Origin of the sequence: Streptomyces misionensis, from assembly GCF_900104815.1 — a bacterium.
Taxonomy (GTDB): domain Bacteria; phylum Actinomycetota; class Actinomycetes; order Streptomycetales; family Streptomycetaceae; genus Streptomyces; species Streptomyces misionensis.
In genome coordinates this window covers 7,501,527-7,516,154 of the sequence record NZ_FNTD01000004.1, presented here as the reverse complement: position 1 = coordinate 7,516,154, position 14,628 = coordinate 7,501,527, and the positions used below count along the sequence as shown (strand labels likewise).

Sequence of the window (14,628 nt, the reverse complement as noted above, 5' to 3'; positions counted from 1 at the left end):
ACGGAAGGGAGACGTCATGTCCGGTGAGGACGAGCGCCAGGAGCGGCCCGAGACGGCGCTGGGCGAGGTGCTGCACGAGGCGGAGGAGGCCGAGCGGCGCGGTGAGACGGACCGCGGCCGGGGCGAGGCGGGCGACGCCATCACCCCGAACACGGGGGCCCAGGAGCAGTCGAAGGGCGACCGCAAGACACCCGGACGGCACCACTGAGCTGCCCGGACGCGGGTACCCGGGTGCCATGGACCACCCTGTGCGAGGACCCGAGCTGCCGGACGCCCGCGGACCGCTGTCCGCCGCGATCATCGCGTATCTGCGGGATGCCGGCCCCCTGCCGGCGGCCGTGGACGCGAAGGACGCGGACCCTTACGGCGACGATCCGCAGCTCGCCCTGTACCTGTGTTACGAGCTGCATTACCGAGGCTTCGCGGGTGTGCCCGCCGAGGCCGAGTGGGACCCTGACCTGCTGCGGGTGCGGGCCGCGCTGGAGCGCCGGTTCCTGGCCGCCCTGCGCGCCGACACCCCGGTCCACGACAGTCTGGACGACGCGCTCGGTGCCCTCCTGGTGGAACCGGCAGAGGGCACCGGCGTCAGCCATTTCCTGTGCGCCGAGGGCGAGTTGTGGCAGCTCCGGGAGTACGCGGCGCAGCGTTCCCTGTACCACCTGAAGGAGGCCGACCCGCACGCCTGGGTGCTGCCGCGGCTGTGGGGCCGGGCGAAGGCGGCGATGGCGGCGGTCGAGTACGACGAGTTCGGCGGCGGCCGCGCCGAGCGGGTCCACGCGCGCCTGTTCGCCGACCTGATGCGGGACCTGGACCTGGACACCGGATACGGGCGGTTCCTGGACGCGGCCCCGGCCGAGATGCTCGCCGTCGTCAACCTGATGTCCCTGTTCGGCCTGCACCGCGCCCTGCGCGGAGCGCTGGTGGGCCACTTCGCCGACGTGGAGATCACCTCCTCCCCCGGCTCCCGGCGGCTCGCCGAGGCGCTGCGCCGCACCGGGGCGGGGGCGGCCGCGCAGTTCTTCTACGACGAGCACGTGGAGGCGGACGCGGTGCACGAGCAGGTGGTCCGGCACGAGGTGATCGGCGGTCTCCTGGAGGAGGAGCCGGAGCTGGCCGCGGACATCGCCTTCGGCATCGACGCCACCGAGTACCTGGAGGACCGGCTGGCCCGGCGGCTGCTGTCCGACTGGCGCGCGGGGCGGTCGTCGCTCCGCGTGCCCCTGGGAGAGCCGAGCACGGTGTGACCCATACATCCGGTATGTACGGGTACTCGCGGTCCGTGATCGCATTGCTGATTCCGGGCGTCTACGCCCCACAGGACGACACGGCGCTGCTGGCCGAGGCCCTGCGCGAGGAAGTGGTGCCGCCTGGGGCCCGGGTTCTCGACGTGGGCACCGGGAGCGGCGCGCTGGCGCTGACGGCGGCCCGGATGGGCGCCGAGGTGACCGCGGTGGACGTGTCCCGGCGGGCGGTGTGGACGGCCCGGCTGAACGCCTGGCTGAGGCGGCTGCCGGTGCGGATCCGGCGCGGCGACCTCTTCACCCCGGTGCGCGGGCGGACCTACGACATGATCCTCGCGAACCCGCCCTACGTCCCCGCGCCGCACACCGGAGACCGTCCGCGCGGCCGGTCCCGGGCCTGGGACGCCGGCCACGACGGGCGGCTGCTGCTGGACCGCGTCTGCCAGGGCGCGCCCGCGCTGCTGGCGCCCGGGGGCGTGGTGCTGATCGTGCAGTCCGCGCTGAGCGATCCCGATCGGACGGTGGACCTGCTGCGCGGCGCGGGGCTGAAGGCCGCGGTGGTGCGGCGGCGCTGGATCGAACTCGGGCCGGTACTGCGGTCCCGGGCGGACTGGCTGCGCCGGCGCGGACTGCTGGCGCCGCACGAGACGAGGGAAGAGCTGGTGGTGATCCGTGCCGAACGAACCTGCTGAGCGCGCCCGGCGGATCACGGTGCAACGGCGCGGGCCGCTGCTCGTGGAGGGGCCGGTGGAGGTCGAGCTGGAGGACGGTACGACGGTGTCCTCGGACCGGTTCCGTGTCGCTCTGTGCACCTGCCGGCGCAGCCGTCGCTATCCCTGGTGCGACACCAGTCACCGGCGCAAGGCCTGAGCACCGTTCGTTTTTGGCCGCTCCCCGGCAGGACCCCCACGGACCTGACCGGGGAGCGGCTTCGGTGCCGGGCAGGCGGCGGGCGACCCCACTTCGCCCAACGGCCCGGCGCGAGACCGCGGGTTCCCCGCTTCACAGGGCCGCACTCCCCAGTCACGGTCCTGATCGGTGTCCACGCGGGGGCACCTGCGATCCCGGTCCACTAGAACGCGAAGAGGCTGCCGCCCGTCGCGTCCCGCTCACAGGTGTTGCCGAAGGTGCGCTCGTACGAGACGCGCTGGCCCTGCCACACGCCCTGGACGGTGATGACCACGGGGTCGTACAGCTTGTTGCACCACACGTCCTCGCGTGCCTTGAGGGCGCCGAGGTCGCCACCGACTCCGCGCAGCTCCGCGCAGGCCTCGGCGGCGGCCGGGTGGGTGCCGGAGGCGCCGGGGGCGCAGCTGAGGGTGACGGCACGCTCGGGGGCCGCCGTGGCCGCGTCGCCGCCGTGGCCGGTGGTCAGCACCAGCGCCGAGGGGGCGTAGAGCGAGGCGGGGGCGGCGTCCGGTGCGGCGACGGCGGCCCCGGTCAGGGGTCCGCAGACGGCGACGGCCGTGAGGCCGAAGGCCGCTGCCCAGCGCGCGGTGTTCCGCATTGTGTGCATCCTTCCGCTCGAACAGACAGGGTGCCGGCTCCGTTTCCGGTGGGACGTCGGAGCGGCGAGCGCCACTCTGCCGAGTCCCCCGCGGAAACACACATCGACCCCACGGCTTTCGGTAACCTTTCGTGTTGAATCAGTGGCGTGAAGTCACAGAATTCGAACGACAGGACCCGGTAACTGCGCGGTAGTTGCCATCAAGAAGCCGTCAATTGGCTGAAAAACAGCGCTTATTTAATCGTCCGGAAACATTCCGACACTGTCGCCCACGGCCCCCTTCATGACTCCCTGTGTTCATGGAACGATCACCGGAGGCGGGGGCTCCGCCCGGGGGCCGACTCCCCCACTACCGGCCAGTATTGTCGGCGCCGCACGCGAACTCGGCCCGGGAAGACGGGAGCAGCGGATGGCCAGGCACTGGGCGGACTTCCAGTACGAGATCTACCTGAACGGGATGTCGGGTGCCGTGCCCCGGCTCCCGACCGACCTGACCCGGCTGGAGGAGCTCGCCGAACACCGGCTCGGGCCGGGCCCGGTGGGCTATGTGGCGGGCAACGCGGGCGACGGCAGCACCGCCCGCGCCAACCGCGCGGCGCTCGCCCGGCGCCGGATCGTGCCGCGCATGCTGCGGGACGTACGGGAGCGCGATCTGTCGGTCGAGGTCTTCGGGCGGACCCTGCCGGCACCGCTCGCCCTGGCGCCCGTGGGGGTGCTGTCGATCATGCACCCGGACGCCGAGAGCGCCGCCGCACGCGCCGCGGCGGCGCAGGGCGTGCCGTACGTCCTGTCGTCCGCGTCCAGCACGCCGATGGAGCAGGTGGCGGAGGCGATGGGGGAGGCCGAGCGCTGGTTCCAGCTGTACTGGGGCAAGGACCGCGAGGTGACCCGGAGTTTCCTCGGGCGGGCGAGGGCGGCCGGGTTCTCGGTGCTGGTGGTCACGCTGGACACCCCGCTGCTGTCCTGGCGGCCGCGCGATCTGGACCAGGCATATCTGCCGTTCCTGCACGGGGTGGGCACCGCCAACTACTTCACCGACCCGGCCTTCCGCGCGGGTCTGGCCAAGCCGGTGCACGAGGATCCCGACGCGGCGGTGCTGCACTTCCTCGGCCTGTTCGGGGACCCCGGTCACACCTGGCCGGACCTGGAGTTCCTGCGGGCGCACTGGGACGGGCCGATCGTCCTCAAGGGCGTGCTGCACCCGGACGACGCCCGGCTCGCGGCGGACGCGGGGATGGACGGCGTGGTGGTCTCCAACCACGGCGGCCGGCAGGTCGCCGGGTCCGTCGCGGCGGCCGACGCGCTGCCCCGGGTCGCGGCGGCGGCCGGCGACCGGCTGACGGTGCTGTTCGACAGCGGGATCCGCAGCGGCGACGACGTGTTCAAGGCGCTCGCCCTCGGCGCGGAGGCGGTTCTGCTGGGCCGGCCGTACGTCTACGGCCTGGGCCTGGACGGCGAGGTGGGCGTGACCCACGTCGTCCGCTGCCTGCTCGCCGAACTCGACCTGACCCTCGCCCTCTCGGGCCACACCACCCCGGCGACCCTCACCCCGGCCGACCTGTCCGAGGACCCGGCCTGACGGGCTGGGAGGGCCCGGCCCGACGGGGGGCCGGCCCGCCGCCCGGACGAACCCGGAGCCGGGACGGACGTACGCCCCGGCCGGACCCGGGGCCGGGGCGTACGCGCGCACCCCGCGTGAACCCCGCGCACCCATCGCGCGGGCGCGCACCGTACCGCCGCGCCCGCGCCGGTGGTGGACTGGGCCCGGCCCCTCGGAAGGCCCCGCGCGGGACGGCGGCTCTCCCGTGCGCGACCGGCCGCCGGCCCGTTCTGCCCGCCCCGGCCGGCGGCCCCGGCGCCTTCCCCCTCCGGCCGGGCGGGCACGGACGGCTCCGCGGCCTGTCCGGCTAAGCCCCCCGTCGGGCCGGCGGCCGGTGCGGATCAGATCTGCCAGGAACGCAGCCGGTCGGCGGCGCCGTAGACGTCGGTCTTGCCGGAGAGCAGATCGCGGGCGAGGTCCACGAGGGCGCCGTAGGGCGGGTCGATGCCGACGCCGCTGACGAACATGTAGGCCACGGCGGTGGCGCAGGCGAAGCGGGCGTTGGCGGTGGGCAAGGGCCTGAGCAGGGTGAGGGTGTGCAGCAGGGCGGCGGCCCGCCAGGCGGGGTCGGAGTCCACGCCGAGCCTGGGCGGATCGACCCGGTGCCGGGCGACGGCGGCGACGAGTGCGGAGAAGTCGTCGACCGCGGGCTGGTCGGGCAGCACTTCCTCGTGCCGCTGGAGCAGCCACGGGACATCGATGTGGATGACGGGAGGCATCACTCAGGCGGCCTCGCCCCGCGCGACGGGAGGTTCGTCCTCGGGGAAGGCGGCCGCGAATTCCTCGGCGTGAGTGGTGAAGAAACTGCGGAACGCCTCGGCGCCCTCCTGGAGCGCCCGGTGCCGGGCGATGTCGGCGGCGGCGGCCTCGCGGACGAGGGCCTTCATCGACGTACCGCGCTCCTTGGCGATCTGCCGCAGGTCCTCTAGTTCCCGTTCGCTGAACTCCACGTTGAGAGCTGGCATGGACCAAACGGTACCGCTCGGGTACTCACCCGTAAATATCCGCAGGTCATCTCACACCTGATGCGGTACCGGCCGTGACCTGCGGCACCCGAGGACCACGTCCGTTGTCCGCCGGTCCCGCCCCGCCCGGCGACGCAGACTCGGCATGGAGAGCCCACGAGAGCCGTTCGGGAGGACCGATGAGCACCGATCCGATGGAGGCGCCAGGCATGACACCCACCGAGGCCGAGGTCCGCCGCCGGGTGGCCGGCACCGACTGGACCGCGCTCGCGGCCGAGCTGGACGAGCACGGCTGCGCGGCCACCGGCCCGCTGCTGACGCCCGCCGAGTGCGCCGCGCTGGCCGCCCTGTACGACCGGCCGGAGCTGTTCCGCACCACCGTCGACCTGGCCCGGCACCGGTACGGCTGCGGCGAGTACCGCTACTTCACCCATGACCTGCCCGCCCCGGTGGCCGCCCTGCGCGCCGCGCTCTACCCGCGGCTGCTTCCGGTGGCCCGGGACTGGGCGGCCCGGCTCGGCCGCCCCGCGCCCTGGCCCGACGAGCTGGACGAGTGGCTGGCCCGCTGCCACTGCGCCGGCCAGGACCGCTCGGCGCAGATCCTGCTGCGCTACGGGCCCGGCGACTGGAACGCCCTGCACCGGGACGTGTTCGGGGAGCTGGTCTTCCCGCTCCAGGTGGTGCTCGCCCTGGACGCGTACGGCGACGACTACACCGGCGGCGAGTTCCTGATGGTCGAGCAGCGGGCGCGGGCCCAGTCCCGGGGCACGGCGACCGTGCTGCGACAGGGGCACGGGCTGGTGTTCACCACCCGGGACCGCCCCGTGCGCACGCGGCGCGGCTGGTCGGCCGGGGCGATGCGGCACGGAGTGAGCACCGTGCGGTCCGGACGGCGGCGCACCCTCGGGCTGGTGTTCCACGACGCCGCGTGACCAAATGTTCGCCCGCCGCCGCTGCCGGACCGACAAGCGCACACGACCGGTCTCGAACAAACAGATTCCGACCCTCCCTTACAACGGAACCAAAAAAATGCGCAAGCTCTTTGTGACCTGCGGAGACCGGCGATCTTGACCGTGTTCGGCCAACCAGTCGTCCGCCTGGGTGCCGACGTTCACCGGCAGGCGCGAGCCACTAGTCTGGACTCACGAGTAGTGCCACCTGTTCACTGTGAGTGTGCGCTTGGGAGCGGCGACGATGAGCCGGGTCTATCCGTTCGACGAGGCGGCGACGGCCCGGGCTGTCCTCGATGACGACGGAACGCTGGTGGAGTGGAACGAGGGCGCGCGGCGTCTGCTCGGCCACCCCGCCGACACCGTCGTGGGCCGCCCCGCCGCCCGTCTGCTCGCCGGACCGGCCCCCAGCCTGCCCGCGGGCGCCCGCCGCTGGCACGGCACGCTCGGGCTGCGCCACCGGGACGGCCGCAGCCTGGAGGTCTGGCTGCTCGCCCAGCGGCTGCCGGGCCCCGACGGCGCCGGGGACCGCTGGGTCCTCGTCACCCCCCTGACCGGCACGGAGCCACCCGCCGAGGACGATCCGCTGGGCGAGGCGGGCCTGATGCAGTCGCCGTGCGCGCTCGCCGTCTACGACGAGGACCTGCGGCTGCGCCGGATGAACGACGCGATGGCCGCGCTCTGCGGGCTGCCCGAGGACGACCGGACGCGGGGGCTGCACTTCACGGAGGTCGTCGGCGAGCCCCAGGGCGAGGAACTGGCCCGCGGCATCCACGAGGTGCTGGAGAGCGGCCGGTCACGGGACGTGCAGACCTTCATGCGGGCGGGCGGCGAACAGCGGCCGCACGCCTGGCTCGTGCGGATGAACCCGGTGAGGGACCGGACCGGCCGGGTGCGCGGGGTGTGTCTGGCCGTGCACGACGTCAGCGAGAACCACCGGGCCCGGCAGCGCCTGCAACTGGTGAACGAGGCGAGCGTGCGCATCGGCACCACCCTCGACGTCACGCGTACCGCGCAGGAGCTGGCCGCGATGTGCGTGCCCGCGCTGGCCGACTTCGTCACCGTCGACCTGCTGGACCCCGAGGAGTACGGCGGGGAGCCACCGGCCCGGGTCACCACCCCGGTCACCCTGCGCCGCGCCGCCCATCTGTCGGTCCTCGACGGGGTGCCGGAGGCGGTGCTGAAGCCGGGTCAGAACGAGCGCTATCCGGCCGGTTCGCCGCAGGCTGACGCGCTGACCGCGGGCCGGACGATCATCGCCTCGATGGCCGCGGGCGACATGCGCCCCTGGCTGGACTGGAACAGCGCCCGCACCCGGCAGGTGCGCAACTTCGGCATCCACTCCACGATGGCGGTCCCGGTGCGCGCCCGCGGACTCACCCTGGGGGTCGCGGTGTTCTCCCGGCACCGGCGCCCGGAGGGCTTCGCCCCGGACGACCGGCTGCTGGCGGAGGAGATCACCACCCGCGCCGCGGTCTGCATCGACAACGCCCGGCGCTACTCCCGCGAGCGCGAGACCGCCCTCGCCCTGCAACGCAGCCTGCTGCCCCGCACCCTGCCGCGCACGGCCGCCCTGGAGGCCTCCTCCCGGTATCTGCCGGCCGCGCGGGCCGGGGTGGGGGGCGACTGGTTCGACGTGATCCCGCTGTCCGGGCTGCGGGTCGCGATGGTCGTCGGCGACGTGGTCGGGCACGGCATCCAGGCATCGGCCACCATGGGCCGGCTGCGCACCGCCGTACGCACCCTCGCGGACATCGACCTGGCCCCGGACGAACTGCTCACGCATCTGGACGATCTGGTGGTGCGGCTGGCGGAGGAGGCCGGCGACGGCAGCACCGGCGAGGTCGGCGCGACCTGTCTGTACGCGGTCTACGACCCGGTGTCGCGCTGCTGCACGCTGGCCCGGGCCGGGCATCCGCCACCCGTGCTGCTGCCGCCGGGCGGCCGGCCGCACCAGCTGGACGTGCCCGCCGGTCCCCCGCTGGGCCTGGGCGGGCTGCCCTTCGAGTCCACCGAGGTGGATCTGGCGGAGGGGACCGTGCTCGCCCTGTACACGGACGGTCTGGTGAAGTCCCGGGAGCGGGACGCGGACGCCGGGCGCGGGCTGCTGTACCAGGCGCTGGAGGCGTACGCCGGTTCGCTGGACGCCTCCTGCGACCGCATCCTGCGCGCCCTGCTGCCCTCCGGCGGTGTCGCCGACGACGTGGCGCTGCTGCTGGCCCGCACCCAGGGTCTGCCCGCGTCCCAGGTGGCGACCTGGGACATCCCGGCCGATCCGGCACTGGTGGCGCCGATCCGCAAGCAGGTGGTGGAGCAACTGGACACCTGGGGGCTCAGCGAGGCCGCGTTCACCGCGGAGCTGGTGGTCAGCGAGCTGGTCACCAACGCCATCCGGTACGGCGCCCATCCGATCCGGCTGCGGCTGATCCATGACGCGGCCACCCTGATCTGCGAGGTCTCCGACACCAACCCCACCGCCCCGCATCTGCGCCGGGCCAAGACCTTCGACGAGGGCGGCCGGGGGCTGCTGCTGGTCGCCCAGCTCACCCAGCGCTGGGGCAGCCGGCACGGCTCGCAGGGCAAGACGATCTGGGCGGAGCTGCCGCTGTACGAGGAGGAGCAGTAGCCCGGGCGGCCGTCAGGAACCGGTGAGCCAGGGCCGTACCTTCCTGCGGGCCTCGTGCAGGCGGGACTTGAGGGTGCCGAGCGGAAGGCCGGCGCGTTCGGCGGCCTCGGCGTAGTCCAGCTGGCAGATGTCCCGGTACACCAACGGCGCCACCAGGTGCGGGTGTTCGCGCTCCAGCCGGTCCAGGGCCTCCAGCAGGTCCACCCGGGAACCGGCGATGACGCTGGTGGTACGCGGGTCGACGGCGTGCGCCGGCTCGATGGCGGCGGGCTGTTCGGCGGCCCGCCGCTTCAGCTCGCGGTACTTCTGCCGGCAGCAGTTGGCGACCACGGTGTACAGCCAGGTGCCGAAGCGGCTGCGGCCCTCGAAGGTGCCGATGCGGCGGGCCACTTGGAGCAGCACGTCCTGGGCGGCCTCCTCGGCGTCCTCGCGGCACGGCAGGAAGCGCCCGCAGCGGCGCAGCACCTCGGGCCGCAGCTCGGTCAGCAGCCGGTCCAGGGCCGCCGTGTCCCCGGCGGCGGCACGCCGGGCGAGGTCCTCCACCGGCGTCTCGTCCTGCACGTCGGGCCCTCCTTCGGTCGATCTCGGGGCAGGCATGATAGTCGCATGCACTCCCTGGAGCGGATCGGCCGCTACCGTCTCGAACGGCCGCTGGGCACCGGTGCGTTCGCCACCGTGTGGCTCGCCCACGACCCGCAGCTCGAGGCCCCGGTGGCGGTGAAGGTCCTCGCCGAGAACTGGTCGCACCGGCTGGACGTCAGGGACCGCTTCCTGTCCGAGGCGCGGCTGCTGCGCCGGGCCGGCTCCAGCCGGGTGGTGCAGGTCTACGACATCGGCGAACTCCCGGACGGAAGGCCGTACTTCGTGATGGAGTACGCCGACGCGGGCACCCTCGCCGAGCTGCTGGCGGACGGCCCGCTGCCGGTGTCCGACGCGCTGGCGCTGACGGCGGAGGCCGCGCGGGCCGCCGCCGCGCTGCACGAGGCGGGGATCGTGCACCGCGACATCAAGCCGACCAACCTGCTGCTGCGCACCGCCCCGGACGGCACCCGGCGGGTCCTGCTGGCCGACCTGGGGCTCGCCAAGAGTCTGGCGCAGGCCTCGGTGCTGACGCTCGCGGCGGGCTCGGCGGGGTACCGGCCGCCGGAACAGGCCGAGCCCGGCGAGGGCATCGACGAGCGGGCCGACGTCTACAGCCTGGGCGCGGTCGGCTACGAACTGGTCACCGGGAGCGTGCCCGGAGCGCCGGGGAAGGTGGTGCCGCCCGGGCGGCTGCGGCCGGACCTCGGGGACGACGTGGCGCGGGCCCTGCTGCGCGCGCTGGAACCGGACCGGACCCGGCGCTGGCCGGCCGCGCGGGAGTTCGCGGCCGAGCTGGACCGGCTGGCGGCGGGGCCCGGCGGGCCCGCGCGGCGGCGGCTGGACCGGGTCCGCGGGCGGCTCGGCGCGGTGACGCTGACGGTCGCCGCGCTCGCCGCCGCCGCGGTGACGGCGGCCGCGGTGACCGTGGTCCTGCACCACGACGGCACGGCGCGGCAGGCCCGGGTGGCGGACGCGCACGGGCGGGTGAGCGTGCGGGTGCCGGCCGGCTGGGACCGCCAGGTGCGCGACTCCGGCTGGGACCCGCGGGCGCTGGGCCTCGGCGCGGGCCACGAGCCGGGTCTGGTGGTGGCCGACGACCTCGCCCACTGGCCCGACCTGGACGCCCCCGTGAACGGGGTGTTCGTCGGGGTCAGCGAACACGGTGACGTCACCGCCCGGGTGAAGGCGCTCACCCATCCCGGCTGCCACTACTCCAGCAGCCGCGCTTTCACCGGCGCCGGCCGGCACGGCCTGGTGCGGGCCTGGAGCGGCTGTCCGGACGGCGGCTCGATCACCGAGTCGGCGCTGGTCCCGGCGGCCGGTGCCGGCGGTCCCCAGGTGTACGTGCAGCTACGCCAGCGGGGTGACGGGGACGCCACCGATGGCGTACTGCGCTCGCTGCGGGTGGGCTGAGGAGTCGGCCGGGCGCCGAAGTGGGGAAAAGAACCCCTGTGTTCCGAACTTTTCCCACGGTCCGTGCATCGGAGTGGGGTGACGGCGCACTCGGCACCGTAGGCACGCGTCCGCACGCGTGCCCCGACCCTCCAGGAGTGTTGAGCGACATGGTGTACACCCCTCGGTCCGCGCGGCGCGGGGCCCTGCTCGCGGGCTCGATGGCCGTGCTGGGCCTGCTGACCGCCTGTGGCAACGGCCAGACCGTGCACAGCGACCCGCCCGTGACGGCCTCCGGTACGGCCGCGCCCGCGACCGATGCCCCGACGCCGTCGGCGTCCGACAGCCCGGCCGCGCCCTCCGCCGGGTCCCCCACGCCCACCGGCGCCGCCTCGACGGCGGTGTCCCGGGCGGCCCAGAGCTCGGGCAGCGCGGGAGCGACCGCGGCGACGAGCACCCGCTGCCACACCTCCGAACTGCGCGCCTCGGTGGGCCGCAACGACCCCGGCGCCGGGCAGGAGAACTTCCCCCTGGTCCTCACCAACGCCTCCCACCGGACCTGCACCCTGCGCGGCTTCCCGGGCGCGGCCTTCGTGAGTGCGGGCGGCGCCCAGCTCGGCCCCGACCCCCGGCGCGAGTCGGGCTCCCCGACGACCGTCACCCTGCGGCCCGGGCAGAGCGCCTGGGCCGGGCTGACCTTCTCCAACCCGGAGGTCAGCGGCGCCAGGACGGCGAAGCCGGCCGCGCTGCTGATCACCCCGCCGGACGAGCGGGACCATCTGAAGGTGGCCTGGACGGGCGGCGCGGTGCCCGTCTCCGGGAACTCCTCGTCCGTCTTCCTGACCGTGTTCAGCCCCGGTACCGCGCCCTGACCCGCCCGTGCCGACGGCGCGGGCACCGGGGGGCGTCTGTTTTCATGGGCGGGAATGCCTGATCGAATCCGGAAGGACCCGCCCTGAACAGCCCGCTCGCCGAAGCACTCTCCGCCGTACTGCTCCTCGCGGTACTGGCCTTCGCCGTGGTACGGCCCTTCGGCTGGCCGGAGGCGGTCGTGGCCGTCCCGGCCGCCGGGATCGCGATCGCCACCGGCGCCATCTCCCTCGACCACGCCCGGGCCGAGGCCGAGCGGCTGGGGCCGGTGGTCGGTTTCCTCGCGGCGGTCCTGGTGCTCGCCCACTTCTGCGACGTGGACGGGCTGTTCCGGGCGTGCGGGGCATGGATGGCCCGGTGGGCGGCGGGCCGTCCGGTGCGGCTGCTGACGGCGGTCTTCGCGCTCGCCTCCGCGATCACCGCCGTGCTCAGCCTGGACGCCACGATCGTGCTGCTCACCCCGGTGGTGTTCGCCACCGCCGCACGCACCGGCGTACGCCCCAAGCCGCATGTGTACGCCTGCACGCATCTGTCGAACACGGCGTCACTGCTGCTGCCCGTGTCCAATCTGACGAACCTGCTGGCCTTCGCGGCCAGCGGGCTGAGCTTCACCCGGTTCGCGGCGCTGATGGCGCTGCCGTGGCTGGCGGCGATCGGCACCGAGTACCTGGTGTTCCGGCGGTTCTTCGCCGGTGACCTCACCGCGGCGGCACCGGCAGCCCCGGACACCGGCGAACAGCCCCCCTTCCCCCGGTTCGCGCTGGTGACCGTCGCCAGCACGCTGGCCGGGTTCGTGGTGGCCTCGCTGTTCGGCGTCGAGCCCGCCTGGGTGGCGGCGGCCGGGGCCCTGGTGCTGGCCGGGCGGGCGCTGCTGCGGGGCCGGGCGACCCCGCTGAGCGTGGTGCGGGCGGCGGCCCCGGCGTTCCTCGCGTTCGTGCTGGCGCTGGGCATCGTGGTCCGGGCGGTGGTCGACAACGGGCTCGCCGACGTGCTCGGGCGGGTCGTGCCGGGCGGCACCGGACTGCCCGCGCTGCTGGGGATCGCCGCACTGGCCGCCGTACTGGCGAACATCGTCAACAACCTGCCCGCGGTGCTGGTCCTGCTGCCGCTGGCGGCGCCGGCCGGCCCGGGCGCGGTGCTCGCGGTGCTGCTCGGGGTGAACATCGGCCCGAACCTGACCTATGCCGGGTCGCTGGCCACCCTGCTGTGGCGGCGGATCGTGCACCAGCACGAGCACGGGGTGAACCTCGGGGAGTTCACCCGGCTGGGTCTGCTCGCCGTGCCGTCCTCCCTCGCCGTCGCGGTGGTGGCACTGTGGGGGTCGCTGCACGTCTTCTGAGGGAGGCCGACCGTATGCGCGTGATCGCCTGGCTGGTGGAGGGAACCTGGCCCGCCTGTGTGGACGCCGTGCGCACCCATGCGCCCGAGAGCGCCGAGGTGGTGCTGCTACACGTCAGCGGGCCCGACGTGCCCGGGGTGGCGCACGGCGCGTTCGCCGGGCTGCTGGGCCGGGGGCACCCGGAGCGCGATCCGGGTGCCCTGCTGGAGCGGCTCGGCGACACGTCGGCGGCGGAACTCCTCTCGGCCGCGGCCGAGCGGCTGGGCCGGCCCTGCGCACGCGAGGAGCGCTCGGGCCGGGTCGAGCGGGAGGTGGTGGCCGCCGCCGAGGGGGCGGACCTGCTGGTGCTGGCGCGGGACGGCGACCGGTCCCGGCTGGGCCCGCACAGCCTCGGCCCGGCGGGCCGGTTCGCCGTCGACCACGCCCCCTGCCCGGTCCTCCTGGTCTGGCCGGAACCGGCCCCCGGTCTGGCCACCATCCCGCCCCCGCCGCCGCACCACCACCCCTGACCCGGGCCACCCGGCCCGGCGGCCGCTCAGTGGCCGCTGATGGCGTGCGGGGCGTAGGGCCGCTCCAGCTCCTCGATCTCCTTGTCGGACAGGGTGAGTTCGACGGCCGCGACCGCGTCCTCCAGGTGCCGCGGCTTGCCGGCACCGACGATCGGCGCGGTCACGGTGGACTGGTGCAGCAGCCAGGCCAGCGCCACCTGCGCGCGCGGCACGCCCCGTTCGTCCGCGATCCGGGTGACCGCCTCCACGATCGAGCGGTCGCTGTCCGGGTACAGCCGGCTCCCGAAGGCGTCGTGCTCGCTGCGGTCGGTGACCGCGCCCCAGTCACGGGTGAGCCGGCCCCGGGCGAGCGGGCTCCACGGCAGCACGCCGACACCCTGGTCCGCGCAGAGCGGCAGCATCTCCCGCTCCTCCTCGCGATAGAGCAGGTTGTAGTGGTTCTGCATGGAGACGAACTTCGTCCAGCCGTGCCGCTCGGCCGTGTACTGCGCCTTGGAGAACTCCCACGCGTACATCGAACTGGCCCCGATGTAGCGGGCCTTGCCCGCCTTGACCACGTCGTGCAGCGCCTCCATCGTCTCCTCGATCGGCGTCTCGTGGTCGTAGCGGTGGATCTGGTAGAGGTCGACGTAGTCGGTGCCGAGGCGGCGCAGGCTGTGGTCGATCTCGGTCATGATCGCCTTGCGGGACAGCCCGCCGCCGTTGGGGCCCGGCCGCATCCGGCCGTGCACCTTGGTGGCCAGCACGATCTCGTCGCGGTTCGCGAAGTCCTTCAGGGCCTTGCCGACGATCTCCTCGCTGGTGCCGTCCGAGTAGACGTTGGCGGTGTCGAAGAAGTTGATGCCCGCGTCCAGCGCCTGCCGGATCAGCGGACGGGAGGCCTCCTCGTCCAGGGTCCATTCGTGGTTGCCTCGGTCCGGCAGCCCGTAGGTCATGCAGCCCAGACAGACGCGCGAGACGTCCAGGCCCGTCGAACCGAGCTTCACATACTGCATCGTTGCTGCTCCTGCCTTCGGGACGGGTGATCACCTCCGAGCCTACGACGTG

At 74.2% G+C, this 14,628-nt stretch carries 16 protein-coding genes; 11 read left to right on the top strand and 5 right to left on the bottom strand.

Annotated features, from left to right (window positions below):
- The first annotated feature begins 16 nt into the window (after positions 1-16).
- From BLW85_RS34980 to BLW85_RS34965, 4 genes are read left to right on the top strand one after another with little or no spacing between them, the layout of a single operon-like run.
- Positions 17-208 (top strand): hypothetical protein, encoded by a 192-nt coding sequence (locus tag BLW85_RS34980; protein ID WP_074995325.1) that lies wholly within the window; start codon positions 17-19, stop codon positions 206-208.
- 28 nt (positions 209-236) lie between these two features.
- Positions 237-1,244: an iron-containing redox enzyme family protein gene (locus BLW85_RS34975; RefSeq protein WP_074995323.1), complete on the top strand. Its 1,008-nt coding sequence runs from the start codon at positions 237-239 to the stop codon at positions 1,242-1,244.
- A 14-nt stretch (positions 1,245-1,258) separates the two neighbouring features.
- Positions 1,259-1,933, top strand: a complete 675-nt coding sequence (locus BLW85_RS34970) for a HemK2/MTQ2 family protein methyltransferase (protein ID WP_074995321.1) — start codon at positions 1,259-1,261, stop codon at positions 1,931-1,933.
- On the top strand, positions 1,914-2,111 hold the full coding sequence (locus tag BLW85_RS34965; RefSeq protein WP_071828548.1) for a CDGSH iron-sulfur domain-containing protein: 198 nt from the start codon (positions 1,914-1,916) through the stop codon (positions 2,109-2,111). The genes BLW85_RS34970 and BLW85_RS34965 overlap by 20 nt, the downstream gene beginning before the upstream one ends.
- Before the next feature lie 202 nt (positions 2,112-2,313).
- Here BLW85_RS34965 and BLW85_RS34960 read toward each other — a convergent pair whose 3' ends face one another.
- A complete protein-coding gene (locus BLW85_RS34960; RefSeq protein ID WP_070023299.1) occupies positions 2,314-2,748 on the bottom strand; it encodes a subtilase-type protease inhibitor in 435 nt (144 codons plus the stop codon).
- A 409-nt stretch (positions 2,749-3,157) separates the two neighbouring features.
- Here BLW85_RS34960 and BLW85_RS34955 point away from each other — a divergent pair, with 409 nt between their 5' ends.
- Entirely contained in the window at positions 3,158-4,327 is a 1,170-nt protein-coding gene (locus tag BLW85_RS34955; RefSeq protein ID WP_074995319.1) for a lactate 2-monooxygenase, read from the top strand.
- 362 nt (positions 4,328-4,689) lie between these two features.
- Here BLW85_RS34955 and BLW85_RS34950 read toward each other — a convergent pair whose 3' ends face one another.
- Positions 4,690-5,067: a toxin Doc gene (locus tag BLW85_RS34950; RefSeq protein WP_070023437.1), complete on the bottom strand. Its 378-nt coding sequence runs from the start codon at positions 5,065-5,067 to the stop codon at positions 4,690-4,692.
- A gap of 3 nt (positions 5,068-5,070) precedes the next feature.
- Positions 5,071-5,313 carry a hypothetical protein gene (locus tag BLW85_RS34945; RefSeq protein ID WP_070023297.1) on the bottom strand — a complete coding sequence of 81 codons (243 nt, stop codon included), beginning with the start codon at positions 5,311-5,313 and terminating at the stop codon, positions 5,071-5,073.
- A gap of 209 nt (positions 5,314-5,522) precedes the next feature.
- Here BLW85_RS34945 and BLW85_RS34940 point away from each other — a divergent pair, with 209 nt between their 5' ends.
- Entirely contained in the window at positions 5,523-6,245 is a 723-nt protein-coding gene (locus tag BLW85_RS34940) for a 2OG-Fe(II) oxygenase (protein WP_074995317.1), read from the top strand.
- 262 nt (positions 6,246-6,507) lie between these two features.
- The gene (locus BLW85_RS34935; RefSeq protein WP_074995314.1) at positions 6,508-8,889 is read left to right on the top strand and encodes a SpoIIE family protein phosphatase; all 2,382 of its coding nucleotides are present in this window, start codon (positions 6,508-6,510) and stop codon (positions 8,887-8,889) included.
- Positions 8,890-8,901: 12 nt separating this feature from the next.
- On the opposite strand, the gene BLW85_RS34930 is transcribed toward BLW85_RS34935, so the two are convergent.
- Positions 8,902-9,486 (bottom strand): RNA polymerase sigma factor, encoded by a 585-nt coding sequence (locus BLW85_RS34930; RefSeq protein WP_177329941.1) that lies wholly within the window; start codon positions 9,484-9,486, stop codon positions 8,902-8,904.
- Between the two features lie 9 nt (positions 9,487-9,495).
- On the opposite strand from BLW85_RS34930, the gene BLW85_RS34925 reads away from it, so the two are divergent.
- From BLW85_RS34925 to BLW85_RS34910, 4 genes are all read left to right on the top strand, one after another.
- Positions 9,496-10,884 carry a serine/threonine-protein kinase gene (locus BLW85_RS34925; protein WP_074995312.1) on the top strand — a complete coding sequence of 463 codons (1,389 nt, stop codon included), beginning with the start codon at positions 9,496-9,498 and terminating at the stop codon, positions 10,882-10,884.
- Between the two features lie 149 nt (positions 10,885-11,033).
- The gene (locus BLW85_RS34920) at positions 11,034-11,735 is read left to right on the top strand and encodes a DUF4232 domain-containing protein (protein ID WP_074995311.1); all 702 of its coding nucleotides are present in this window, start codon (positions 11,034-11,036) and stop codon (positions 11,733-11,735) included.
- An 83-nt stretch (positions 11,736-11,818) separates the two neighbouring features.
- Positions 11,819-13,072 carry an SLC13 family permease gene (locus BLW85_RS34915; RefSeq protein WP_079172528.1) on the top strand — a complete coding sequence of 418 codons (1,254 nt, stop codon included), beginning with the start codon at positions 11,819-11,821 and terminating at the stop codon, positions 13,070-13,072.
- 14 nt (positions 13,073-13,086) lie between these two features.
- On the top strand, positions 13,087-13,581 hold the full coding sequence (locus BLW85_RS34910; protein WP_070023292.1) for a universal stress protein: 495 nt from the start codon (positions 13,087-13,089) through the stop codon (positions 13,579-13,581).
- Between the two features lie 26 nt (positions 13,582-13,607).
- Here the strand turns inward: BLW85_RS34910 and BLW85_RS34905 are convergent, their stop codons facing one another.
- Entirely contained in the window at positions 13,608-14,576 is a 969-nt protein-coding gene (locus BLW85_RS34905; RefSeq protein WP_074995309.1) for an aldo/keto reductase, read from the bottom strand.
- Between the last annotated feature and the right edge of the window lie 52 nt (positions 14,577-14,628).